This window comes from Anaeromassilibacillus sp. An250, assembly GCF_002159845.1.
Taxonomy (GTDB): domain Bacteria; phylum Bacillota; class Clostridia; order Oscillospirales; family Acutalibacteraceae; genus Anaeromassilibacillus; species Anaeromassilibacillus stercoravium.
Map to the genome: position 1 here is coordinate 66,435 of NZ_NFJK01000015.1, position 24,013 is coordinate 90,447.

Consider the following 24,013-nt stretch of genomic DNA (forward strand, 5'->3'; position numbering starts at 1 on the left):
AGCGTATCCGGGCTTTTCCAACAAGCGCCGCAACCTCTTTCATTCATAGAAGCATAAGCGGCCGCCGCAGGACGGTTATCCCCTGAAATGGGCAATTTTCCACCCACTTTTTCATAGAAAAATCGCCGTCCAAACCGGACGGCGATTTTTTCCACGGATTTTATTTAGATTGTTTTGCCTGCTCGCGCAGTTTATAATGCATCAGTTTGCCGGTTGCGGTGTGCGGCAATTCCTTCACAAGGTTGTACACGCGCGGCCATTTGTACGAGGACAACATGGGGCTGTGCATGCAATATTCCTTGAGCTCGGCCACCGTCAAGCTTTCGTCCGAGGGGACGACATAAGCCGCCACAACCTCGCCGCGCAGCTTGTCCGGAATCCCGATGACGGCGCTCTCCGCCACCTTGGGATGCTCGTTCAGCACGGCCTCAATCTGCGTCGGGTAGATGTTTTCGCCCGCGGACACAATCATATCGTCCTTCCGGCCGGAAACGGTGACAAACTCGTTTTCATCCCATGTCCCCACGTCGCCGGTGTAGAGCCAGCCCTTGTAGAATTTCTGGGCAGTCATCTCCGGATTGTTAAAATAGCAGAACGCGCTCTTCGCAGGGGAGGAGATGATGATCTCCCCAGGGGTCTTCCCGTCGCGCGGCACGGTGTCCTCCGGCTCGGCATGCGAACCGTCTTCGCGCAGGGCGACCAGCCGGACGTCGTCATCCGTACAGGAGCGTCCGGCAGACCCCGCCATATCCGGCAGGTCAAACGGGCGCAGGAAGGTGTTCCAGAAGGTCTCCGTGGTGCCATAGCCATTGAAAATATTGGGGGTCAAGAGCTTCATATATTTTTCGCAAGCGGCCTTTTCAAACGGGGCGCCCATGGTCACAATGCCCCGCAGGGCCGACAGCTTTGCATGGGCCTTTTCCTGCGCACGCGCGAGCATGGCGATGATGGTCGGCACGCCGATCAGGAACGAAACCTCGTATTTTTCCGCATATTCCAGGCAGCGTTTCGGGCTGAAGTCCCGCAAAATGACCACTTCGCCGCCCGCATACAGCGTCGGGCACGGGCCGCCGGAGTGGATGCCGCCGCGGTGGAACCACGGGGTCATATTCATGGTGCGGTCCGTCGGGCCGAGCGGGAAATGCATCATCACATCGTGCGCGGAAAGGACCTCGTTCACGTTGTTGATCGGCACGCCCTTGGGCCGGTTGGTGGTCCCGGAGGTATATAGGCGGGTGGTCTCGTCGTAAATATGAGGGGCAAAGTCGATGGGCGGATCGGTTTCCGGCTGATTCGCCACATAGTCCTGATACAGAATATGGCCGTCGGGCGCTTGTGCGCCGCCCTTGTAATCCACCATAATAGTGACATCCGGTTTGTACACGCACATCCCCAGCGCGCCAGCGGACAGGTCGCCGAACTCCGCATCGTAGAGGAATGCTTTGGGGCGGCTGTCGTCGATGACCAGCGCAATCTCGCCCGCGCCTTGCCGGTAGTTGACCGGGCAGGCAATCGCGCCGATTTTGTGTGCAGCAAGGTAACAGAATACAAACTCAGGGGAGTTGAGCAGCGCAAACATCACCACGTCGTTCTTACCAACCCCGTTCGCGCGCAGTGCATGCGCCAGGCGGTTGGCCTCGGCGTTCAGCTCCGCATAGGTCCAGCGGCGGCCGGAAATCGGGTCGTTCAGCGCTGGGCGGGTGCTAAAACGCGATACATTGCGCAGAAATCCGTTCAGATAGGTGAACCGCGACTCGAACGTGTCGCGGAACATGGTGACGTCATACGTATACTGGTTATTCATACTGTGTTCGCCTCATTTCTCGTATCGGGAAAGAATGATACTGGAATTTTGTCCGCCAAAGCCCAGGGAATTGGACATGGCGGCTGTGATCTCGACCTTGCGGGCCGTATTGGGTACATAATCCAGGTCGCAGTCCGGGTCTGGGGTATCCAGATGCAGGGTGGGCGGCAAAATGCCTTCCTGGATTGCTTTGATGCAGGCGATGGCCTCGGTCAGGCCGCCCGCGCCCATCAAGTGGCCGGTTGCGGATTTGGTTGCGGAGACCGGCGGGGCCGTTTCGCGCCCGCCAAACACGGCCTTGACCGCCAATGTTTCAGCCTTGTCGCCGAGCGGCGTCGAGGTACCGTGCGCATTGATATATCCGATGTCGGAGGGCTGCATCCCGGCGCGCTGCAGCGCGCGCTTCATGCAGGCCGCAGCACCCGCACCATCCGGGCAGGGCGCCGTGACATGGTGTGCATCCGATGTGTTGGCCCAGCCTGCCAGCACCGCGTGAATCGTTGCGCCGCGCGCGAGGGCGTGCTCTTCGGTTTCAATCAGCAGCGCGCCGCCGCCTTCCCCGATGACAAAACCGTCCCGGTTGAGGTCAAACGGGCGGCAGGCATGGAGAGGATCGTCGTTGCAGCGCGAAAGCGCCTTGGCCTGCGACAAGCCGGACACCACGATCGGGCAGAGGATGCTCTCCCCGCCAACCGCAAGGACTGCGTCCGCCTCGCCCGCGTTGAGCAGCATGGCCGCGACCATCATCGCGTCGCCGCCCGCGGAACAGGCCGTATTGAGGGTCATGCTCGGGCCGTGGATGCCGCGCGCGATGGCGATCTGCGCGGCCGCAATATTGCCGATGGCCATGGGCACAAAGCGCGGACCGACGCGGCGGCCTGCATCAAACGCCTCCTGGGTGTGCGCCACCGTGGTCACGCCCGCCATAGCCGTGCCCATCACAATGCCAATCCGGTCGGACTCGGCTTCGATGGGAAAACCACTGCTCTCCAATGCCTCCTGCGCCGCAGCATAGGCAAACTGCATGAACGGGTCCATGGTGCGCGCAAGCGTCTTGGGCATGTGATCGGCCGGATTGAAATCCTTCAACTCGGCTGCAATCTGTACGGGCAAATCAGACGCATCAAAGCGCGTGATCGGGCCAACACCGCAACGGCCTTCGATCAGCGCATTCCAATAGGCGGTTACTCCTATGCCGACCGGCGTGACCGCCCCCATGCCGGTGATTACCAATGTTTTTTCTTTCATGCCAGTTCCCCATTCCTCATTTCCCCTGAAATTTGCAGCAGTCCGCGGAAACCGTGGAATCCATCGGTCCGCAGGCGGCTCTGCATGGAAATCGGCGCCAAACGGCTGGCCGGCCACTTCCCCACTCTGCAAAGAAAAAGCTGATTTTCCCCCGGGGGACATTGCCGGCTAACCGCTGTTCTGATACTATTATCCGTTATTATAACAGAAAAGTATCAAAAATAAAAGAAGAATCGCTGGATAAGCCATACGAAAACAAAAACCTTCCCCAAAGCGGGGAAGGCAATAGCGCCGCCGGCGGCGGCCGAACGCGTTCTATTTACATAATATCGATCAGCTCGAACAATACCCGTTTTTGCTTCTCTGAAAGGGTCGCCCACTTTGCAAACAACGCCCGTTGCTCCTCCGTCAATTCCATCGGCTCCTTCCCTTCGGAAAAGAATTGTGCCAGGGTCATTCCAAACGCTTTGCAGATCGCTTCTAATGTGTATAGCGTTGGAACATTATTCCTCTTAAACAAATTGCTGATCGTGGATTGTGGCAGATTTGCCATCTTCGCTAATTTATATTCACTCCATCCCCGCTCTTCCATAAGTTCGCGGATATGTTGCTGAACGTCCAACCCATCACCCTCCATCGGCAACGATTCTTTCTTGCAGGGAAGGCGTCTTCCCACAATCTAAGCGAAGAATGAAAAAATTCTTTCTTCATTAATCATATGTCTTCTTTTCCATCTTCCAGGTACTCGACCAATTCCCCCGGCTGACATTCGGACATGCGGCATAACCGGTCCAATGTTTTCGTAGTGATGGGTTGATCGTGCCGGATTCCCTGTAATGTCTGCGGAGCAATCCCTTCGTTTGCCAAGTGGTAATAGGAAAGCTGCCGGTCCACCATAAGGCTTCGCAAAGGGCGGTAGGAAATAGCCCCGGCTTAAAGTGACAGGGGCTTCGATGATCCCATTATAGTGATTATAAGCATGATCGTCAATGAGAAAAAGCGTGCGGCAATCCCGCACGCTCTCCCCCTATTTCACCAGTACCCCGGAATCCGACTGCATCAGAATGAAAATCTGCTCCTCCATCCCGGTGGAGGCGTTGATATAGACCAACACGCGGTCCTCATTTTCCCCTGTGCATTGGAATTCGTAGCACAACACCTCGTTTAATCCCGGCGTGGGGATGAGCGCCAAGGAACCGCTCTCCACCTTGAGCCGGGGGCTGACGGACTTCTGCGCCTCTTCCTGCGTGATTTTTGGCGTGAGTTCACCGCGGTCCGTGTGATTCATAATATAGCCGGTCGCATTATACTCGACAATGCCGCCGGTGTCCAACGCCACTGCCACCTTCACCAGATCGGGATAGCACGTCACGCCGTCCTGGGAATAGGCATAATTGATGGTGCAGATGCCGTCGTTGATGACATAATAGCTTTCCTTCATGTTTTGGATGCCCTTTGCCTCCAAAAAGCCCTGCGCGGCGGTGCGCGCCCCATCCGCATCCAGCCGGATTTCCCCGATCTCCCGGCCATCCGTCATCGCGCTCACCACGCCGCCCGCCTTTGTCACGGAGATCCGGATGGTGCCGCAGTCGAAATTATAGGTGGGCAGGCCGCCGGCGCTGTCCTGGGTGTGGGTCAGTTTGTCCTGTGTAACGCCGAGGAACGACGCCGCGTTGTTCTGGGCGTTGCCCTGTGGCACCTCGCTCTGCCCCGCCAGGAGCTTTGGCTCCTGCTGGCCGATGTGGTCGGAGAAGGGGCCGTCGTAGATCAACGAGGGGTAGTCCGTAAAATCGTCCGCTGCCTGCTGGAAGCTGGCGTCCACCGGCCCGGCGTCAAAGTCCGGCTGGATGCCGTCCAACCCCTCTTTCAGCTTCTTTGCGTACTGCTCCAGGTTTTCCATGGAGGCATATTCCTCCTCGCTGATGCTGCCCCCTGCGGAAATTTTGGAGGACAGCGCCATGGAGAAATCGCCCACCTGCGAGATAAACTTATTCACGTTGGCAAGGTTGCCGCTCTCCAGCGGCAGAATCCCCAGCGCCGCCTTCGCCATGCTGGTCTCCCGCATCAGCTTTGCCGCAAGGCCGTTCTGCTGGGTGGGCGTATTGGCGTAGATGCTCTTATTCAATGTATTTTCGATGTTGTCCACGCAGTCGCCCAGGTCTGTCACGGCCCGCTGGTAGTTGTAGTTTAAATTCATCTTGTATTTGGACGCCTGCATGTAGCCGCTCACCGTCGTGCCCCCCAGCACCAGGATCACGGCAACCAACGCAAGGGACAAAAACAGCACTTTCCGGTTTTTTGTCATACAATTCGACCGCCCTTCCTGTTTTGTGGTCATGGGATGTGGTTATTTTTAGCAGCGGTTCGCCCGATTATACGGAATTTGGATTGCGAAACGATTTGCTGCGCGCTATAATACTACTGCTGAACGATTTCCAAATAAAAACGGTGCAAAATGATCAGACGGGGGCGGTTCGATGGACAGCAGAGTAGAAGCATTTTTTGATTCGGTCAAAGGCAAACGGGTGACCTTTTGCGGCATCGGCGGCAGCAATCTGCCGCTGATTTCGCTGTTTCAGGAAAAAGGGGCCGTGGTGTCGGCGCGGGACCGCCGCACACGGGAAGCACTCGGCAAGACGGGGGACGATCTGGAGGCCCGCGGCGTTGCCCTGCATCTCGGGGAGACATACCTGCAAAACCTGGATGAGGACATCATCTTCCGCACGCCCGGCATGAAATTCACCTTGCCGGAGCTGGACGCCGCCCGTGCGCGCGGCGCGGCGGTCACCTCTGAGATGGAGCTCTTCTTCGACCTGTGCCCCTGCAAGATCTATGCGGTGACCGGCAGCGACGGAAAGACCACCACAACCACCATTGTCTCGGAATTTTTAAAGGCGGCCGGGAAAAAGGTCCATCTGGGCGGAAACATCGGCCGGCCGCTTCTCCCGGAGATTGAGCGCGTCGCGCCGGACGATGTCGCGGTGGTGGAGCTCTCGAGCTTCCAATTGATCTCCATGCGCAGGAGCCCGGACGTGGCGGTGGTGACCAACCTGTCGCCCAACCATCTGGACATCCACAAGGATATGCAGGAATACATCGATGCCAAAAAGAACATCTTCCTGCATCAGAACGCCTTTGGGCGGACCGTTTTGAATGCAGACAATTCCATCACCGCAGGCTTTGCGCCCGAGGTGCGCGGGCAGCTTTACACCTTCAGCCGGAGGGGGCGCTGCGCCTATGGCGCTTGGGTCGACGAGGCGGGCCGCATCCTGCTCTCGCAGGGGAAGGACGACACCTATGTGATGGATGCGTCGGAGATCAAAATCCCCGGCGCCATCAATGTAGAAAATTATCTGGCGGCCATCTGCGCGGTCTGGGGCGACGTCCCCATCGACATCATCCGCGTGGTGGCCCGCAACTTCGGCGGCGTGGAGCACCGCGCCGAATTGGTGCGCGAGCTGGACGGCGTGAAGTGGTACAACGATTCCATCGGCACCAGCCCGACCCGCACGGCGCGCGGCACCCTCTCCCTGTACGACCGCAAGATCATCCTGATCGCCGGGGGATACGATAAAAAAATTCCGTACGACGACCTCGGCCCAGTGATCGTGGGCAAGGTCAAAACGCTGGTCCTGATGGGCGCAACCGGCCCGAAGATCGAGGCCGCGGTAAAAGCGGCCCCCGCCTATGAGGAGGGCAGCCCCAAGATCCTCCATGCCCGCTCCATGGAAGAGGCTGTGGCGATCTGCCGTGCCGAAGCGCAAGCGGGCGACATCGTGTCCCTCTCCCCCGCCAGCGCGAGCTTTGACCTGTATGCCAATTTCGCCGAGCGTGGAAACCACTTCAAGCGCTTGGTCAACGCGCTCAAATAATACAATCCTAATATATAGAATATCATTTATACAAATTGTATAAACTGTGTGTTTTCGATGGAAATCGCGGTCTTTCTCCAAGCCGTGCAAATCCGTCCGATGCTTATAACTATCCGTAATATATAAAAGAATAATACAAGTTGTATCATATCAAGCAGGAGGAATACCATGACCGAGGATTTACAGGAACTGCTCTTTGCGCTCTGCGCAGCGCCCGGCACGCCGGGCGACGAATCCGAAGCGGCCAGGCGCGCCGCATGGGAGCTTTCCGACTGCGGCGAAACGGAGATCGACCGCATGGGAAATGTCATCTGCCGCATAGGAAACCAAACCGCCCAACAGCAGATTCTCTTGGACGCCCACCTGGATCAAGTGGGCCTGATCGTAACCCGTATCGAAACGAACGGCTTTTTGCGCGTCGACCGCTGCGGCGGCACGGACCGCCGGGTCCTCCCGGGCAGCCCGGTCACCGTGTTTGGCAAGGAACCGTTGACCGGGATTGTCTGCTGCATGCCCCCGCATCTGACCGAGTGCGGCGAGGACAAGGTGGAGTCCGTGGACCGGATGGCCATCGACCTGGGGCTTTCCACGGAAGAGGCGCAGGAACTTGTCTCCCCCGGCGACCGGGTGTTGGTCCGCGCGCCGCAGAAGCGTCTCCTGGGCACCCGCATCACCTCCCCGGCCCTGGACGACCGCGCGGGATGCGCCGCATTGATCCGCTGTGCACAGCTTTTGCGCAATCAAACGCTCTCCTGTGGGCTCACCATCCTGTTGAGCAGCCGCGAAGAGGCCGGCGGCCAGGGCGCACAGACCGGCGCCTACTCTTTGGAACCCACGGAGGCCATCGCAGTGGACGTCAGCTTTGCCGCCCAGCCCGGCGTTGACCCGGCAAAATGCGGCAAGCTGGGCGGCGGCCCCATGATCGGCATGGCGCCCATTCTCAACCGCCCGATGACAAACCGGCTGCTGGAGCTCGCCAAAGAGCACGAGATCCCCTACTCCATGGAGATCATGGGCGGGGAAACCGGCACCAATGCGGACGAAATCGCCGTCTCCCGCACCGGCGTCCCCACGGCCATGGTGTCCATCCCGCTGCGCTACATGCATACGCCGGTCGAGGTGATCGACACCCAGGACGTGGCGTATACGGCGCGCCTGCTGGCGGAATATGTGAAGGGGGTGGACTGAAATGGCGGATCTGGCACTTTTGGAGCGTCTCTGCTGCGCACGCGGCATCTCCGGATGCGAGGAGGAAATCCGCGAAATCATTCTGGAGGAAATCCGTCCGTATGCCGACTGCGTGGAGGTCACGCCGCTCGGCAATCTTCTCGCCTTCAAAAAGGGGGCGAACCGCGCTAAGACCAAGTTGATGCTCAACGCCCACATGGACGAAGTGGGGATGACCGTCACGTATATTGAAGACAACGGTTTGCTCCGCTTTGCCACGGTGGGCGGCATCGACCGCCGGGTGCTGTGCGGCAAGCCCGTCACCGTTGGAAAGGGCATCCCCGGCGTGATCGGCGCAAAGCCCATCCATTTGCTCACCAGCGAAGAGCGGGAAAAATCCGTCCCGGTCAAGGATCTCTATATCGACATCGGCGCGCTTAGCCGCCAGGAGGCGGAGGAGGCGGTTTCCCCGGGCGACCCGGTGACCTTCGACTCCCTCTTCGACACCGCGCACGGTATGATCAAAAGCCGCGCCCTGGACGACCGCGCAGGCTGTGCCATCTTGATCGACCTGCTCAAAAAGCCGCTGGCCTACGACATGCTGTTCGCCTTTGTCGTGCAGGAGGAAACCGGGCTGAACGGGTCCAAAACCGCGGCGTATATCGCGGACCCCGACGCCGCCATCGTGGTGGAAAGCACCACCGCCGCCGACGTCGCAGGTGTCCCGGAGGACAAGCAGGTCTGCCATGTCGGGAGCGGCCCGGTCCTCTCCTTTATGGACCGCCGCACCATCTACGACCGCGCATATTACCAGATGGCGTTCGACGCGGCAAAGGAAACCGGCGTCTCCTGCCAGGCAAAACAGGCGGTGGCCGGAGGCAACGACGCGGGGGCCATCCACGTCTCGCGCGGCGGCGTCCGCACGGTGGCGGTCTCCCTGCCGTGCCGGTATCTGCACTCCGCTGTCAGCCTCATCTCCCAGAAGGATTTCCATGAGGCCGAAACGCTGATCGAACGGCTGGCGGAAAAGATTGCAGGCGGCGAATGATTGCATTTGTAGAACACCCCGAGGCGCTCGCCTCCTTTTCGGGAAACGCCTTTGCTTGCCGCATCCGCGCCACGGCCGCTGCGTACGGCTTTGCTCACCCGTTCGCACGGTTTTGGGTGCAGGGCCGCGGGGCAGCCCTATGCCTTCTGGACGATGTGATGATCCTGGACGCGCGCGCCGGTGCGGACTTTGACGAGCTGGCCGCCTTCCTCCCCGCTGCCGGGGCGCGGACCGTGCTCTGTTCCGCCGAGGCAGCCCGGGCGCTGCCGTTTCCCCGCCGCGCCACAGGGGAGATCATGGCGTTACGAGAGCGGGCTGCCCCTGTGGAGGAAGCGGAAATCCTCTGGGACCCCAGCCCCCGGCTGTTATATCCCCTTTTATGTGCAAGCCAAACGGCCAGCTTTCTCCCGCCGCCGTTTGAGCCGTTTTATCTCGACCTCTCCCACCGGACGCGCCACGGGGCCGCCCGCTCCGCCGCCATTCGCGCGGGGGATTCCCTGGCCGCCTGTGCCATCTGTTCTGCAAAAACGGAGGAGGCGGCGGTATTGTCCGCGGTGGCTGTGCGGCCGGATGTCCGGCGCCGCGGGTTCGGGGCGCGGGTTGTCCTCGCTTTGGCGGCAAGCCTGCCGGTGGATACCATCTATATTTTCCGCGCTTCGGGGGAAAACGAAGCCTTTTATCGAACACTTGGATTTACTGGACACAGCCATTTTGCAGAGCTGGATGTCCAAGAAAGGAACAACCTATGAAAGAAAAACGTTTTGAAGTGGTCTTTTCCCAGGGAACCATGGATGTCGTTCGGATCCTGGTGGACCAGGTGACCGGTGTAAACTATTTGCAGGTCTGCAACGGATATGCGGGAGGGTTGACCCCCCTGCTCGACCGCGAGGGAAAGCCCGTCATTTCGCCGGTAAAGCCGTATCATGGCTGACATGCCGGTGATTTCCTTTTATCCCCGCCTGCCGCACGGCGTTTCCCCGCTATTTTCGTTCGTACTGGCGAAAAAGGACGCAAAATGGGTTCTCTGCCGGCAAAAGGCGCGGACAACCTGGGAATTCCCCGGCGGGCACATCGAGCCGGGGGAATCGCCGGAGGCGGCGGCGCGGCGTGAGCTCTGGGAGGAAACCGGCGCGGTCCGCTACCATCTGGAGTACCTTTGCGCGTATTCCGTGGAGGGCGATCCGATCGACGGTGTAGACAAAAATTACGGCGTCCTATATACCGCAACAATTGAAACTTTTGAAGAACTGCCGCCCATGGAGATGGCGGAAATGCGGCTCTTTGCCGAATTGCCAACAAATATGACGTATCCACAATTGCAGCCTAAGATGGCGCTCTATGCGGAGAACGTCGGGAAATGGAAGAAGGAGAAAGGAACCCCATGATTTACCCTGCATTTCAAATTGATTCACGCATCCAGGACGCGGCAGCCCGCGCGATGGAAAAAATTGCCCCCGTCCTGAAAGGCATCGACGATACAACGGACTACAACCAGCAGAAGATGCTGTCCGCCTTCATTTCTTCCGGTGTGAGCGAAAGCCATTTTGCGGCCTCGACCGGATACGGATATGGCGACCGGGGCCGCGAGGTGCTCGACCAGGTCTATGCCAAAGCGCTCGGCGCGGAGGACGCCCTGGTGCGCTATAATTTTGTGAGCGGCACGCATGCGCTCACCGTTGCGCTCTTCGGCGTTTTGCGTCCGGGGGATACCATGCTCAGCGTGACCGGCCTGCCCTATGACACGCTGCGCGGCGTGATCGGCCTGACCGGGGATGGGAACGGTTCCTTGAAGGAATTCGGCATCCGCTACGAGCAGGTCGATCTCTTGCCCGACGGCACGCCGGACTATGCGGCGATCGCCCAGCGCGTCACCCCCTCGATCAAAATGGTCTATATCCAGCGGTCGCGCGGCTACAGCCTTCGCCCCTCCCTCTTTGTGGAGGACATCGAACGCATTGCCAAAATCGCCAAAGAGAAGGCGCCCAATTGCATTGTGATGGTGGACAACTGCTATGGCGAATTCGTCCAGCGCGACGAGCCCACCAGCCACGGAGCCGACCTGATGGCAGGTTCGCTCATCAAGAATCCCGGCGGCGGCGTTGCCCCCACGGGCGGCTACATCGCCGGGCGGCGCGACCTGGTGGAAAGCTGCTCCTACCGGCTGACCACCCCGGGAACCGGCAAAGAAATCGGCTGCACACTCGGCAACAACCGCGAACTGTTTATGGGTGCGTTCCATGCGCCGCATGTCACGGGCGAAGCGCTCAAAACGGCTGCGTTTACGGCCGCGCTCTTCAGCGAGTTCGGCTACGATGTAACGCCCAAGCCCGACGAGCCGCGCGCGGACATCATCCAAGCCGTCCTCCTGCGCCGGGAAGAGGCCCTGATCGCCTTCTGCCAGGGCGTGCAGAAGGGCGCCCCCGTGGACGCATTTGTCACGCCGGAGCCATGGGACATGCCGGGTTATGACTGCCAGGTCATCATGGCCGCAGGCGCCTTCACCCTGGGCGCGAGCATCGAACTCTCTGCGGACGCGCCGCTGCGCGAGCCCTATGCCGCCTGGATGCAGGGCGGGTTGAATTTCCACAGCGGGCGCCTGGGCGCTATGCTCGCGGCGCAATCCATGTTGGAGCGGGGCATTCTGGAAGCATAGTGGTGAAATCTGTTTAAAAAATGATTTGAAAAAACAACCGGGAATGCCATGGATTTTTTCATTGGCATTCCCAATTCATATCGACATCTATATCGGCAGCATTCCCCATTGCGCCAAAGAATTTCAAATATATACACTACTCATTTGGCCTTATACAGAAATAAGTTTTAAGATACAAAAAAACGGAGAACCCTACAAGAGTTCTCCGGTTGGTCGGAGTGACAGGATTTGAACCTGCGGCATCCTGCTCCCAAAGCAGGCGCGCTACCAACTGCGCTACACCCCGATTGAAAAACAACATCTATTTTTCAGTTTTCTTATCGCAATGATACACAAATTATGTAAGCACATAATAAAGTGTATAGCTTTATTATTATAGTGAAAACCACATAGAAAGTCAATATCTCCATGGAAAAGACTTGCAATTTAAGGAAAGGTTCGTTATAATGAGTAGCGTAAATTTACAGAAGAACTCTATATTCCGATAAGATTTTGTAAATGCGGGTGTGGCGGAATTGGCAGACGCACAAGATTTAGGTTCTTGCGCTGCAAAGCGTGCAGGTTCAAGTCCTGTCACCCGCACCAGTTGAGCCTGGACGCAATTCGCGTTCCAGGCTCGTTTTTTTTATTATGCCTTTTCGCTCGCGTTTGTAGCGGGTCTTTTTTGTAGCGTAATCCCATGCAGAGTATTATTAAAGGATCTAAAAAGTTCTTTTGATAATACTCCTCATTTTTTATTCCCTAATCTATATAGCGGTCTGCGCGGGGGCGTAGCTTAATGCTACGCCTTTTCTCGTTTCCAAAAGGATGTCCCGCTCGGGGATTTTCCGGTCATCCGGCGCCTATCCAAGAGAAGTCCAGCCAGATATAATGGGCAGACGAACCATGGTGGAGCCCGGAATGGTGGTTGTCGCAGCGGAAGAACTCGATATTATGGTTAAAATAGAAATTAAAATCCGGCTACTTCATTTCTTTTTCAAATCTAAAGAAATAATTGTTCTCTTTTGGGATGTTGCCTGCGGTTTCACTTATTTGGTGTGGGTCTTTGTGTTTAGGATTAAAAAATTCTACAATCTTAAAGCCACAACGATTTACATAAAAATGGATATTTCGCTTATCATAATATGGGGTATGCGTCTCCCAAATTCTTGTTTCAGGATGTAATTCTTCAATTGCTTTCCATATTTTAAATCCGTTTCCAGTATTCTGTGCGTCTGATTTCACATACAAAAGATGGAGTGAGTTGTAGCCGGTCGTATCATCTATAACGACGATGGTTCCTCCGACCCTTTCTCCATCGATTTCTGCAATATAGGCTTCAGAGCCTTTCGTGTTAAAAGATTCTTCTATATCTTCTATGGGAAGAATTGTTTTTTCATATTTTCCAAACTCTGATACATAAGAGTCTTGAAAAGCTTCTTGTATTTCACTTACGAATGTGTTCTTGTCTTCAATGGTAATGATTGGTCTTAAATTTATTTTGTTCATACTTCCTTGTTCTCCTTAAATTTTATAGTGCATTTCATCAAAGAAGTATGCCTTTATTCTCTGCCGCCCCAATCAAATAGTTTCATCGTTTCCCACTCCAAATTCCACTTTCATGATCCACGCTCGCAAAAACATCGATTTTTCAAGGCTCCACACCTGTTTTCCGTTCAAACCTTATCTGTTTGCCCTTGTTTTGCCCTACGAGCTGAAACAAGGGCATCTTTTATTCTCCGTTGGGTCCCCTATCCAGTAGCCTTGCGGAAGTACGCTCCCCTTGTGACGTGAGCGTAGATGTCCATTGTGGCGCTGACATCCGAGTGTCAGAGAAGTTTCTGGACATCTTTCGGCTTTGTGCCGCCGGAAAACGGATAAAAAGTTCCTTTCTATCCGTGGTAATCGGGATTGCGACATATGGCGTGTGTAAAGTAATTGTGCCATTTTCGCCAGTGAAAGTCAACTGACATTTTTACTTGTCAAGCTGCCATACAATTTTTTGGAAAATGTTTCTTCAACTTTTTCCACTATCCCGAAAAGTGCGCCCATCGACATTCTTGTGCGCCCCTCATCGCGAATATGTAAAATTCCGTTTGAAAACCGTTTTATATCCTCAACCGGTATTTCCATCTTCTTGCGGTATACCTGCTGCATGATTGCCCCGGACTCCATAGCGTACCGCCCAAGGCGACTCTTCTAGCCCTTGTCCTCCGCCACACGATCCCCCCCCCTCCATAGCGTCGGCTAAATAACCGTATACAGATCAATCATCTTGTAGCGAGAAGCCGCTGGTGCGGCACTCTCCTTTTACAAGTTCCTTTACAAATTCCGTTGCAGGACTCCGAAGCAGATCCCCAGGCTTTGCAAATTGTTCCATTTTGCCGTTGTTCATAACAAGCACTTTTGTGCCGAGCCTCAGCGCTTCGGAAATATCGTGGGTAACAAACAATACGGTAATACCTGTCTGCCCATGGATCCGCTTCAATTCCATCTGAAGCTGCCCCCGCGTGATTTCATCCACCGCACCGAACGGCTCGTCCATTAAAAGGATCTCAGGGGACGCTGCCAAAGCGCGGGCGATACCAACCCTTTGCTGCTGGCCGCCGGAAAGTTCGGACGGATAGCGGTCCTTCAAATCTTCTGAAAGCCCCACGATTTTCATCCATTTGGATACGGCGTTTTTTGTCTTCCCTTTATCCCGCTTGTTTAGCAAGTTTGGAACGTAAGCGATGTTTTGCTCTACCGTCATATGCGGAAACAGCACACTGCCCTGAATGGCATAGCCGATATTTCTGCGGAGTTGTGTCTGATTTTTATTGCGGATATTTTCACCGTCGACAAATATATCCCCCGAAGTCGGCTGCACCAAACCGTTTACCATTTTGAGCGCCGTCGTTTTGCCACAGCCCGATGAACCGATAATCGTTACAAACTCGCCTTTTTCTATGGAAAGATTAAAGCCCTCCATCACTACCTTTTCGCCGTATACTTTTTTAACATTCTTAAATTCAATCTCTGTTTTCATCTCATCCACCTCACTGCAAAAGGCCATGGTTTTGAAGGAACCCTTCCGCTACCTCTCGCGGCTCTTTGCTTTCCGTTTCAACGGCATAGTTCATTGCGGCCATATCCGCGTCGCTAATCAGCCCGTTCAGTTTTTCAAATACGGCTTCTAATTCCGGGTATTCCTCAAGCACTTCTGCGCGAATCACATTCCCGCAAATATAGGAAGGATAGAAATGCTTGTCATCTTCTAAAACAACCACATCTGAAGCCGACAGTTGCCCGTCTGTTGTAAAAATCACCATCACATCGATCTTTCCCTGGCGGATCGCCTGATATTTGAGCCCAATGTCTAAATCCATTGTTTTGCCAAAATCCAGCCCATAGGTTTCACAAAGGGCGTCATAGCCGTCCTCGCGTTCGAAGAAATCATATTCTGCACCAAATGTGAGATCGCCTGCTACAGATTTGAGATCGGAATAGGTTTTAAGGTTATATTTTTCTGCAATTTCACGGCGGACAACCAAACCATACGTATTGTCAAAGCCGTACATCCCAACCCAATCCATATGGAATCGTTCGCTATATTCATTTTTCAATTCACCGAATAAATCTTCGGTATATAAACCGTCGTGTTTGAGGACCGCATTCCAACCCGTGCCTGTGTACTCAGGATACAGGTCGAATTCCCCGCTCTCCATTGCGGGCTGGATATTCGATGTCCCGCCGCCGACCCCCTGCGTCAGCTCAACATTCAAATCTGTGTCCTGTTCGATCAGGATGTCCAGCATTTCACCGAGGATATATTGTTCCGTCATCGGTTTTGTGGCTATATGTATGGTGTCTTTCTGCGGTATATGGATTATGGCGCCCCCTACAATGCCCAAACAGAGGACAGCCGCAACGGCAGCCATCATTTTGTTGGTTCTCTTTGCTTTTGCGCTGTGTCTCCGGATACGTTTCTCAATGAAACCAAGGATAAAATCCATTGCAAGGGCAAGCAAAGCAATCAGCAAGCTGCCGGCCATTGTCATTGCCGCATTATTGGTCGTAATGCCCCGGTAAATCGCGACCCCCAACCCCCCTGCACCAATAAAAGAGGCAATACCTGCAAGGGCAATTGTCATCGTCACCATATTGCGAACCCCCGACATAATCACTGGCATAGCAAGCGGGAGTTTGATCTTAAACAAAATCTGTGCTTTTGTGCTTCCCATACCTTTCGCCGCTTCCAAAATAGAGGGGTCTACATTCGTAATACCCGTGTGCGTATTGCGTACCATCGGCAGCAATGCATACATAGCCAGCGCTATAATGGCCGTTGCATTGCCCACACCTGAAAAGGGGATCAAAAAACCGAGCATAGAAATGGACGGTATCGTATACAAAAAATTGATCACGCCTAGCGCCGGCCTTGCGGCTTTTGGGAATTCACTGATCAGAATCCCTACAAGCCCTCCGAACAGTATGGCAATCAAAATAGAAACCAATGCTATTTCCAAATGCTCTAGCAATAACTCCCAGAAAAAATCTGCTCTATCCGTAAAAATAGACAACATATCTTTTAACACATTCATCCCCTCCTTATATTGGGGCTTTCTCAAAAGCCAAGCGATGGATACGGTCTTGTTCCATTTCCCTTTGTACGCCTCTTGCATACTGGATTTCGGGATAACCGAAGCCAATTATCATGCCGATGTAATGGTGGGCCGGAATGTTCAGCATTGCTTTGATATCCGGCATTTGTTCCAACGCACCGAGAGGGAACGTCAACATTACCGCTCCAAGGCCGCGGGAAGCACAAAGAAGTTCAAAATATGTCCCGGCAATCACCACATCCTGTATGGGTTCCCCGTGGCCGAACGGTGCGTGGGGAATCAAAATATGTGGCGCTCCGCAAAAAAGCATATCGGGGCGCACCGTCTTTTCCCATCGTTTCATATCTTCATATGCCTCTTTGCTAAACCCCTTTGGGTAGATCCCTTGCGCTGCCAGTGCCTCCATCCGGGAATAAACAATCTGGCGGAAGTGAGCCATCTGGACCCGATCATCGATCAATGTGAATTCCACCTGCTGCTTATTGCCACCGTTGGGCGCCCCTGACAGGCGTCCCAGCATATCGTTTATAACGGCGGTATCAACATTTTTGTCCTTGTATCTGCGGCAGGAACGCCTATTGGCAATCAGGGAATCCATTGCAGGTGCCGCAATGGTACAATCGACCATGGGGAGGCTGTTTTCCGGCCTGTGGCCGAAAATGGAAATGGCGCCCATTGGACAGACGGCAAGGCAATGCTCACATTTCCAACAACCGTTCCACCCAAATTCTTTGAAATCCGCAATCTCAGCCTTTTGGGATGGATTCAAGCGGAGAATTCCGCCGGGGCAAACCTTTACGCATTTTCCACATCCCACACACGCTTCTATATCCACAACAAACTTTGCCTGATTCATCATAAGTACCTCCGTCCTTTGCTTTCGACACCATTGTAACGGGTGCCTGTTTGCTCTACAAGTACGCACTTTTTTATAACCTACGTTACCTTTTTGTGACTCTTGCGTTGTTGCGGGGATTGTTGGATAAAAAATTTTTATTCCGTATAGCACGCTTGATTCCACGCGTATGCAGCACTATAATTTGAGTGTAATATGCAAATATCAACCAATGGGAATTGGGGGAGGTATCGATATGCTGAAGAAAGAAGAGTTGCCCGCTTGCCCTGTTGCGACAACCGTACAAATGGTGGGAAGTAAATGGAAACTTTTGATTTTGCGCAACCTTCTTGCGTGCCCGTGGCGTTTTAACGAGCTGCGCAAAAATTTAGAGGGGATCAGCCAAAAAGTTCTGACGGACAGCCTGCGCTCAATGGAAGGAGACGGCATCATCACACGGACGGTCTATCCGGAAGTCCCTCCAAGGGTGGATTATTCTTTGAGCGAATTAGGCGAATCGATGCGCCCTATCATTAAGGCCATGGAACAATAGGGAATCGATTACAAAGCGCAAAATGGTTCATAACCGGAAGCACAACATGCCCCTTTTGTTGGAACGGCTATGCTGGATAAGTCTGTTAAAACGATCCCAGATGGGACAGGGCTGGTTCCCACTCCAAACCAAGGCCGGCAATAGCAACATAAACTGTGCCGGCGTATGTGCAAAAGAAACGGCATCCAGCAGAACATGGGCCGCAAAGGCAACTGCCTGGACCATACAGGGATAACAAGCTTCTCCGGGTCCTTCAAAAAGGATCTGCTCTATCTGAAAGGATTGGCCGGATGGAATTTTCCATACGAGCTGGTGGGTGATCCGGGTCATTACAATAGCCGCTGTATCAAGGCAAAGCGGAAGGGCTTGCCGCCTGTCCTTCGCAGGCAGCAAGCCCTTCCGCTACTTGGACAAGATGGACTTGATGTTATGGAGCAACGGTTCCTGGTACTTTGGACGCTTACCCCGGTTCGTTCTATTTCACTTTGATTTCTCCATCTTCCGTTTGAACCCTTGGGGTGAAGGGGCTATAACGCCGCTATGCCGGCTTCTCCCCGATATCGCGCGTTCTGAAACCGGACAAGGTTTCCGGAAAATTTCCGCTCACCCCCAAAAGGGAACGGTACGATTTCCGTGCCCCGTAAAAAAGCAGTTCCCTCTTTGTGGACTCAATGCTCGGCCGCGGATATCAGGGTATCCCATTCCCCTATTTTCCAGGAGCATAGCGGCATTTCATCTTTTGTGTTATATTCCTTTCCCTTTGAGATCCTTTTATAAAGCATTAAAACCGATATAAACATCCGCACCAACGGCAATTTCCGTTTCCTGCCGTGGCCACGTTCAATCGACAGCTTTTGCCTTCCGTGCTATAATATAAAAAAGCATACTTGTCCCTCAAAGGGAAAGATGAGAATGAGAAACGGGGTGCAACTCTTTGCAACAGGATCAAACTACCACGGCCAAGCTGATCAAACGATTCCGCAGCTTCCGTTATTCTTTGGTATTGCAGGGAATCGCCGTTGGATTCGCCGCGGGCATGGTCGCGGTGCTCTTTCGGGTTTCATTGGAACAGGCGGATGCCTTCCGGCAATCCATTGGGATATTTCTTTCCGCCCATCCCTGGGCTGTTTCCCTCTGGATGCTTGCTCTCTTAGGCATTGCCGCCTTGGTAACGCTGCTTCTCCGCGTAGAACCGTTCATCAGTGGCTCTGGCATCCCGCAGGTGGAAGGGGAAATGCAAGGCGGGCTCTCGCAGACTTGGTGGCGGGTGTTGCTGGCAAAATTTATCGGAGGGATCCTGACCATCGGCGCAGGGCTCTCCCTGGGCCGCGAAGGGCCCTCCATCCAGATGGGCGCTATGGCGGGAAAAGGCGTGTCCCGGTTATCCCATCGCGACAAGACTGAAGAAAAAATGCTGATGACATGCGGTGCAAGCGCGGGGCTTGCTGCCGCCTTTAACGCCCCCTTTGCGGGCGTGCTCTTTTCCTTGGAAGAGCTACATAAGAATTTCTCAACGGATGTCCTTTTGTCTGCAATGTCGGCTTCTATTACAGCCGATTTTATTTCCCGCTATGTTTTCGGCTTAAAACCGGTCTTTGACTTTTCTGCTGCACAGATGATGCCGTTGCAAAATTATTGGATGGTCTTGATTCTCGGCATCCTTTTGGGGCTGGTGGGGACCCTATATAATTTCTGCGTGGCGAAATCTCAGGACCTATACAGCAAAATTGGTTCGCAGTTCATCCGGACCGCCATTCCATTCCTTTTGGCGGGCGCATGTCTGCTTGTATATCCGCTGGTATTAGGCGGTGGCCACAACCTCATTGAGCTTGTCTCGCAAGATATGGCAATCCAGTCCCTGCTGTTGCTATTTTGCCTGAAATTCCTCTTTTCCATGATCAGCTTTGGATCGGGTGTCCCTGGTGGCATTTTCCTCCCGCTGCTGGTATTGGGGGCGATCTCTGGCAGTACGTTTAGCGAAGTATTAGGTCTCTGTGGCATTGAAAATCCTTTGCAAAATTTTGTCATTCTTGGTATGGCCGGCCTGTTTGCGGCAATCGTCCGGGCCCCCATTACTGGCATCATTTTGATCAGTGAAATGACCGGGAATTTCTCCCATCTGTTGACCCTCTCACTGGTCTCCCTGACCGCCTACGCCGTTGCAGATCTGTTGCACGCGAAGCCTGTCTATGACATGCTCCTGGAAAGGCTCATGAAAAAGCAGGGCGCCACTCCTCCACCCAGTGGCGAAAAGCTTTTGATCGAGTCGCCCGTCTGTTTTGGGGCGCCAGTGTGCGGCAAAACCATCCAGGAAATTCCTTGGCCCAGCGGGGCACTGGTGGTTTCGGTCAAACGGCACGACCAGGAGCTCGTCCCCCATGGGGATACCATTTTGGAAGCTGGCGATATTCTTGTATTGCTGTGTAACGAATCCGAAAGCCAGCCCGTCCATACGGCATTGGAGAAACAATGTAAAAGCATGTCTGCCCCCCAATAAATGTAGTTGAAAATGGCTCCGGAAAGCGAATGCTTTCCGGAGCCATTTTTACAATATCCTTGTGGAAGCTGGGGAAACCCGTATCTGCGGCCGATCCCATCTGCACGCCGGCCTCCCCTTTTTGATTCCCGCATGGATGGTATCATTTTCTTTCCCAGCGTTTGCTATAAGTGTGGGCGATCTGCTGGCAAACCTTACAGAAGCGCCTGGCTGAGCTGTACAGTGTATCTTCCCATACCATTTCCTTTGACGCCTTTCGGTGCGGTGCAACAGACTTTTTCTATGGCCTTCTCTCCCCTTAAATGCAGGAAGCAGCTATTCAGATCTTATGCAACGCACGGTGAACCGGGTCTGCCCGCTGAGCGTGCAGGTGAAAAGCGTCAGATCCCAATCCCCGGTGACCATCTCCTCGATGGCGGTGGAGTCCAATTCCTCAACCCCTGCTACTTCGTATGCAAATCGATTTCCATCCGCATCAAAAAATAGCACGGTATCCCCAAGGGAAAGGTTTTGCAGCTTTCCAAAATGCGTCCGATAATTATGCCCCGCTATGACGAGGTTGTCCCGATAAGCAGACCCTGTATAGCGGCAGGGCGCTGTCCTCAATTTTGCCGCACTCCAATCGCTTATGACTGGGAGGGACACGCTGAGGCTTGGAAATTCTAAAACCCCGATATATGCCTCTCCATCAATCTGCACGGTTGGCATCTCCATATCCGGGTTTCGCACATAATCCGGTACCTCTTGATCCTGGCCCCCCGTGGCCCCCAGCCCTTCCTGCGCACGTCCCTGGAGCGCTGACATTTGTTCCAAGATAGCGGCCACCGCGTCCCCGGCCCGTTGTTCATCCCATAGATTATATCCTGTCAAAAAAAGGGCTGCTGCGAATAGCAGCAGCCCTCCTAACATGAACACGGTACCGGAACGACGTTTCCGATTGTTATCATGTTTTCTATACATCCGAATCCTCCTGTCTCCGGCGCCGGGCCCATCCGGCAAAAAACAGCGATATTCCACCGCAGGCTAACACCGGAACAGGCCACCAAAGCATGCCCGTCTGGGGCAGCTTCTCTTCGGGCTCGGGCTCAGGTTCAGGCGCTGGCTCGATGCTTTCCGCCGAGGGCGGGGCCTCGGACTCCCCTGTGGAAGGCGGGGTGACTGGTACATCCTCTTGGTAGGTGTTGGTTACACGGAAGAGGTCGCCTTCCCGTTCTACCAAAACGGTATATCCGTTTGCTACATCGCGTTCCACTACTTGCCAATTGGAATTTGCATCCAACCCCGACCAAGTATAGGACCAATTGTTGCTTGCGCTTAGCGTCACCGTGCTGGAAACCACGCCATCCTTCAAGAGTTGAACAACTACTTCTTGCGGGCGGTTTTCTGTATGGCCGCTGTCGTCCCAAATCTTCTGCACCCTGCGGGTGACGGTCACAGGAGTACCACCTCCACCGCCACTTGATGGGTCATCATCGCCGCCCCCTCCGTGAGGAGGATCATATTCGCTGTCATATTTACAGGAGGCTTCCACATCATAAATCCATTCCCCTGTTTCCCCATCCGGGTTCGGTAGGCAAAGGGCAAATGGGTCAGGCGTATAGGTTGTGCGGCCCTTCTCATAGGAATCCCCCATCACAAGGTACAAGCCCGTAGGCAGATGGTCAAAGAATGCCCGCCCATTTTCATCGGTCTTTGCCGTTTTATAAGGGTCCAGATGGTCGCGGGCAACATAGCCTGCCAAGGTCTGGGCCAGAGCACGCCACCCCGCATTATCCAAATTCTCCAGGGAAATGGGATAATCCACAAAATCGCCAGCCAGGGTAAATTCACCCGATTCAGATACATCGGCCACCCGGTAAATCCGGAATTCCACGCCGGAAAAATCCGTGCTCCCTTCGCCAAAATGCACGGTCAGGGACGTTTCGCGGCTGGTATCGATTGGATTGTATGCAAATGCTGGTATTGCCAGGCAAGGCAACAGCAATACCAGGGCCATAAAGGCAACTGCAAACTTTTTCCAAAACCGTTGTATATTCATGGAACGATCACCGCCTCGTAAAATCTCTTATGTTTGCTGCTTTTTCTTGCGGGCGCGGAAGATGCGCCAAATGCGGAAAAGCAGAATGAGAAGCCCAACCACTGCTAGGGTAATCAAAACCGTCATGCCGGATTGCGTCCGTATGATATCCACGGCTCCATTGCCCAAATTTACGTTTTCCGGTGTCTCAATGCGGTGTCCCCTTACCAAAAGCCGGTGGGTATTCACGCCATATGGGGTACATGTGTAAAGGGTAACGTAGTCCTGTCCCTCTACAATTTGCAGTGCGTCCACCTCATCCGGTTCTGTAACAAGGATCTGATCCACCTCATAGGTCAATACCCGATCCAAAATGGACAGGGAAAACGTATCGCCTTCTACTAGCTGGTCCAAATCCGTAAACATTTTTGCGCGGACCAGGCCATTATGGGCTGTAAGCACGCAATGTGTGCTGGGGCCCCCTGTTGGAAGGCTGGTGCCCGGCCAGAATCCCACGCCTGCTTGAAGCGCCTGTTCTTCAATCCCCTGGTAAATCGGAAGGTGGACATTGATTTTGGGAATATCAATATACCCCATCATCCCATTGCCCAGCGGATTGAGGAATTGCTCAATTTTAGCCTCTTCCTCCGCTGTCGCGGCAACAGAAAAGGCATTGCCCTGTGCCAATTTGCGGTTATATTCTTCCGCCGCAGCCCAAAGGTCGGAATAATCCTCTTGTGTTGCTTCTGCAACTTGATTATATTGAGCAATCTCCTGCTCTGCTTCCCAGCGGTAATAAAGGTCGCTCAGGCTTGGATACAGCAAAACCCCCAGCCCTACAATCAGCAACAAAACCGCTAGAAGCGTGCTAATTTTTCGTTTTTTTTTCATGTTCGTACGCAAAATCCTTTTCACCCTTCCCGGCGGTACGAGTTTTCCCGCAGACCAAATTCTGTGGAAAAGCTCCTGCCGCCGCGGCAAAACAACGATACCGCAGGGGAGGGAGCTACCTCCCTCCCCGCGGTATATAACCGTTTTAATTTGATCTAATTTGCACTTTCAGCGCCATCCCGATTAGCTGTGCTGCTGCTTTCTGCGGGAGACGACAAACAGAGTGCCCGCCGCCGCGAGGAGCACAACGCCGCCAATGGTGAAGAGGGTGGTGCCCATGCCGCCGGTGTGCGGGATCTTGCTGTTCGCAAACTTGACGTTGACAACATTGGGTTCGATACCCGCTTCAATGGTCAACATCAAAGGCGTATCGCTCTTTACATAGTTGTCCGGAGCCTTTGTCTCTACCAGTGCATATTTCCCGGCGTCCAAACCGTCGATGACCACATGGCCGTCCTCTCCCGAAACGATTCCTTCCAGGACCGGCGTTGCCCCTTCGATCAAATTGCCGTCCTGGTCAATCGCCGTTTCATCGTAAAGGGCGAACTCCGCCCCTGACAGGCCCTTTTCGTCTGCCTGGTCATACTTGAAGACGTCGATCTTAAAGGTTTCTACTTTGACTTTATCCTGTTCGGTTTCGCTATTCGGATAGGAAACCCACGCGGTGTTATAGTAATCGCCCGCTGTAGTGCCTTCCTTCAAGGTTGCGGTGTAGGTTACCGTAACAGGGGTGACACCCAAATCATCCTCGCCGATAATCCCGTCCTTATACAGGGCCGCCAGATCCACTGTGACCTCGAAATCACAGCCGTCTGTCAAACCGGCCGTAACCAACGTGTACTGAC

Annotated in this window: 23 protein-coding genes and 2 tRNA genes; 10 read left to right on the forward strand and 15 right to left on the reverse strand. The window is 54.2% G+C overall.

What is annotated here, in order from left to right:
* Positions 1-160: 160 nt before the first annotated feature.
* From B5F54_RS12865 to B5F54_RS12885, 5 genes are all read right to left on the reverse strand, one after another.
* Complete coding sequence (locus B5F54_RS12865) at positions 161-1,804, reverse strand: class I adenylate-forming enzyme family protein (protein WP_087234658.1); 1,644 nt, start codon at positions 1,802-1,804, stop codon at positions 161-163.
* A gap of 12 nt (positions 1,805-1,816) precedes the next feature.
* Positions 1,817-3,052 carry a beta-ketoacyl-ACP synthase II gene (gene fabF / locus B5F54_RS12870; RefSeq protein WP_087234683.1) on the reverse strand — a complete coding sequence of 412 codons (1,236 nt, stop codon included), beginning with the start codon at positions 3,050-3,052 and terminating at the stop codon, positions 1,817-1,819.
* Positions 3,053-3,371: 319 nt separating this feature from the next.
* Positions 3,372-3,674, reverse strand: coding sequence for a helix-turn-helix domain-containing protein (locus B5F54_RS12875; RefSeq protein ID WP_242969703.1), 303 nt, complete (start codon positions 3,672-3,674; stop codon positions 3,372-3,374).
* Positions 3,675-3,766: 92 nt separating this feature from the next.
* The gene (locus tag B5F54_RS12880; protein WP_087234659.1) at positions 3,767-3,949 is read right to left on the reverse strand and encodes a helix-turn-helix domain-containing protein; all 183 of its coding nucleotides are present in this window, start codon (positions 3,947-3,949) and stop codon (positions 3,767-3,769) included.
* 130 nt (positions 3,950-4,079) lie between these two features.
* Complete coding sequence (locus B5F54_RS12885) at positions 4,080-5,357, reverse strand: PepSY1/2 domain-containing protein (RefSeq protein WP_087234660.1); 1,278 nt, start codon at positions 5,355-5,357, stop codon at positions 4,080-4,082.
* Between the two features lie 172 nt (positions 5,358-5,529).
* On the opposite strand from B5F54_RS12885, the gene murD reads away from it, so the two are divergent.
* From murD to B5F54_RS12920, 7 genes are all read left to right on the forward strand, one after another.
* Positions 5,530-6,924 (forward strand): UDP-N-acetylmuramoyl-L-alanine--D-glutamate ligase, encoded by a 1,395-nt coding sequence (gene murD, locus B5F54_RS12890; RefSeq protein ID WP_087234661.1) that lies wholly within the window; start codon positions 5,530-5,532, stop codon positions 6,922-6,924.
* A 168-nt stretch (positions 6,925-7,092) separates the two neighbouring features.
* On the forward strand, positions 7,093-8,112 hold the full coding sequence (locus tag B5F54_RS12895) for a M28 family peptidase (RefSeq protein WP_087234662.1): 1,020 nt from the start codon (positions 7,093-7,095) through the stop codon (positions 8,110-8,112).
* Position 8,113: 1 nt separating this feature from the next.
* Positions 8,114-9,139, forward strand: coding sequence for a M42 family metallopeptidase (locus B5F54_RS12900; protein ID WP_087234663.1), 1,026 nt, complete (start codon positions 8,114-8,116; stop codon positions 9,137-9,139).
* The gene (locus B5F54_RS12905) at positions 9,136-9,888 is read left to right on the forward strand and encodes a GNAT family N-acetyltransferase (protein ID WP_087234664.1); all 753 of its coding nucleotides are present in this window, start codon (positions 9,136-9,138) and stop codon (positions 9,886-9,888) included. Before B5F54_RS12900 ends, B5F54_RS12905 begins: the two co-directional genes overlap by 4 nt.
* Positions 9,885-10,070, forward strand: coding sequence for a DUF6440 family protein (locus tag B5F54_RS12910; RefSeq protein ID WP_087234665.1), 186 nt, complete (start codon positions 9,885-9,887; stop codon positions 10,068-10,070). The genes B5F54_RS12905 and B5F54_RS12910 overlap by 4 nt, the downstream gene beginning before the upstream one ends.
* A complete protein-coding gene (locus B5F54_RS12915) occupies positions 10,063-10,524 on the forward strand; it encodes an NUDIX hydrolase (RefSeq protein WP_087234666.1) in 462 nt (153 codons plus the stop codon). The genes B5F54_RS12910 and B5F54_RS12915 overlap by 8 nt, the downstream gene beginning before the upstream one ends.
* Positions 10,521-11,792 carry a methionine gamma-lyase family protein gene (locus tag B5F54_RS12920; protein WP_087234667.1) on the forward strand — a complete coding sequence of 424 codons (1,272 nt, stop codon included), beginning with the start codon at positions 10,521-10,523 and terminating at the stop codon, positions 11,790-11,792. The genes B5F54_RS12915 and B5F54_RS12920 overlap by 4 nt, the downstream gene beginning before the upstream one ends.
* Positions 11,793-12,002: 210 nt before the next feature.
* Here B5F54_RS12920 and B5F54_RS12925 read toward each other — a convergent pair.
* Positions 12,003-12,078 (reverse strand) — tRNA-Pro (locus tag B5F54_RS12925).
* Positions 12,079-12,292: 214 nt separating this feature from the next.
* Between B5F54_RS12925 and B5F54_RS12930 the strand changes: the two genes are divergently transcribed.
* Positions 12,293-12,377: transfer RNA gene (locus tag B5F54_RS12930), tRNA-Leu, on the forward strand.
* A gap of 375 nt (positions 12,378-12,752) precedes the next feature.
* Here B5F54_RS12930 and B5F54_RS12935 read toward each other — a convergent pair.
* The 5 genes from B5F54_RS12935 to B5F54_RS12955 all read right to left on the reverse strand — a co-directional run bounded on the left by B5F54_RS12935 (position 12,753) and on the right by B5F54_RS12955 (position 17,396).
* Complete coding sequence (locus tag B5F54_RS12935) at positions 12,753-13,280, reverse strand: GNAT family N-acetyltransferase (RefSeq protein WP_087234668.1); 528 nt, start codon at positions 13,278-13,280, stop codon at positions 12,753-12,755.
* Positions 13,281-13,733: 453 nt separating this feature from the next.
* Positions 13,734-13,928 (reverse strand): hypothetical protein, encoded by a 195-nt coding sequence (locus tag B5F54_RS12940; protein ID WP_140400383.1) that lies wholly within the window; start codon positions 13,926-13,928, stop codon positions 13,734-13,736.
* Positions 13,929-14,037: 109 nt separating this feature from the next.
* On the reverse strand, positions 14,038-14,799 hold the full coding sequence (locus B5F54_RS12945) for an ABC transporter ATP-binding protein (RefSeq protein ID WP_087234685.1): 762 nt from the start codon (positions 14,797-14,799) through the stop codon (positions 14,038-14,040).
* Positions 14,800-14,809: 10 nt separating this feature from the next.
* The gene (locus B5F54_RS12950; RefSeq protein WP_442856128.1) at positions 14,810-16,354 is read right to left on the reverse strand and encodes an ABC transporter permease/substrate-binding protein; all 1,545 of its coding nucleotides are present in this window, start codon (positions 16,352-16,354) and stop codon (positions 14,810-14,812) included.
* 7 nt (positions 16,355-16,361) lie between these two features.
* On the reverse strand, positions 16,362-17,396 hold the full coding sequence (locus B5F54_RS12955; protein ID WP_207651971.1) for a nitroreductase family protein: 1,035 nt from the start codon (positions 17,394-17,396) through the stop codon (positions 16,362-16,364).
* Between the two features lie 70 nt (positions 17,397-17,466).
* Between B5F54_RS12955 and B5F54_RS12960 the strand changes: the two genes are divergently transcribed.
* Both B5F54_RS12960 and B5F54_RS12970 read left to right on the forward strand, forming a co-directional pair.
* Positions 17,467-17,763, forward strand: coding sequence for a winged helix-turn-helix transcriptional regulator (locus B5F54_RS12960; protein ID WP_087234671.1), 297 nt, complete (start codon positions 17,467-17,469; stop codon positions 17,761-17,763).
* Between the two features lie 934 nt (positions 17,764-18,697).
* A complete protein-coding gene (locus B5F54_RS12970; RefSeq protein WP_237967004.1) occupies positions 18,698-20,260 on the forward strand; it encodes a ClC family H(+)/Cl(-) exchange transporter in 1,563 nt (520 codons plus the stop codon).
* A gap of 315 nt (positions 20,261-20,575) precedes the next feature.
* Here B5F54_RS12970 and B5F54_RS12975 read toward each other — a convergent pair whose 3' ends face one another.
* The 4 genes from B5F54_RS12975 to B5F54_RS12990 form a co-directional block, all read right to left on the reverse strand.
* Positions 20,576-21,220 carry a sortase gene (locus B5F54_RS12975; RefSeq protein WP_087234673.1) on the reverse strand — a complete coding sequence of 215 codons (645 nt, stop codon included), beginning with the start codon at positions 21,218-21,220 and terminating at the stop codon, positions 20,576-20,578.
* Positions 21,213-22,298, reverse strand: coding sequence for a Cna B-type domain-containing protein (locus tag B5F54_RS12980; RefSeq protein ID WP_087234674.1), 1,086 nt, complete (start codon positions 22,296-22,298; stop codon positions 21,213-21,215). Before B5F54_RS12980 ends, B5F54_RS12975 begins: the two co-directional genes overlap by 8 nt.
* Before the next feature lie 27 nt (positions 22,299-22,325).
* The gene (locus B5F54_RS12985) at positions 22,326-23,168 is read right to left on the reverse strand and encodes a class C sortase (protein WP_087234675.1); all 843 of its coding nucleotides are present in this window, start codon (positions 23,166-23,168) and stop codon (positions 22,326-22,328) included.
* A 183-nt stretch (positions 23,169-23,351) separates the two neighbouring features.
* Positions 23,352-24,013, reverse strand: a 662-nt coding sequence (locus tag B5F54_RS12990; RefSeq protein ID WP_140400384.1) for a SpaA isopeptide-forming pilin-related protein, incomplete at its 5' end; no start/stop codon positions are given.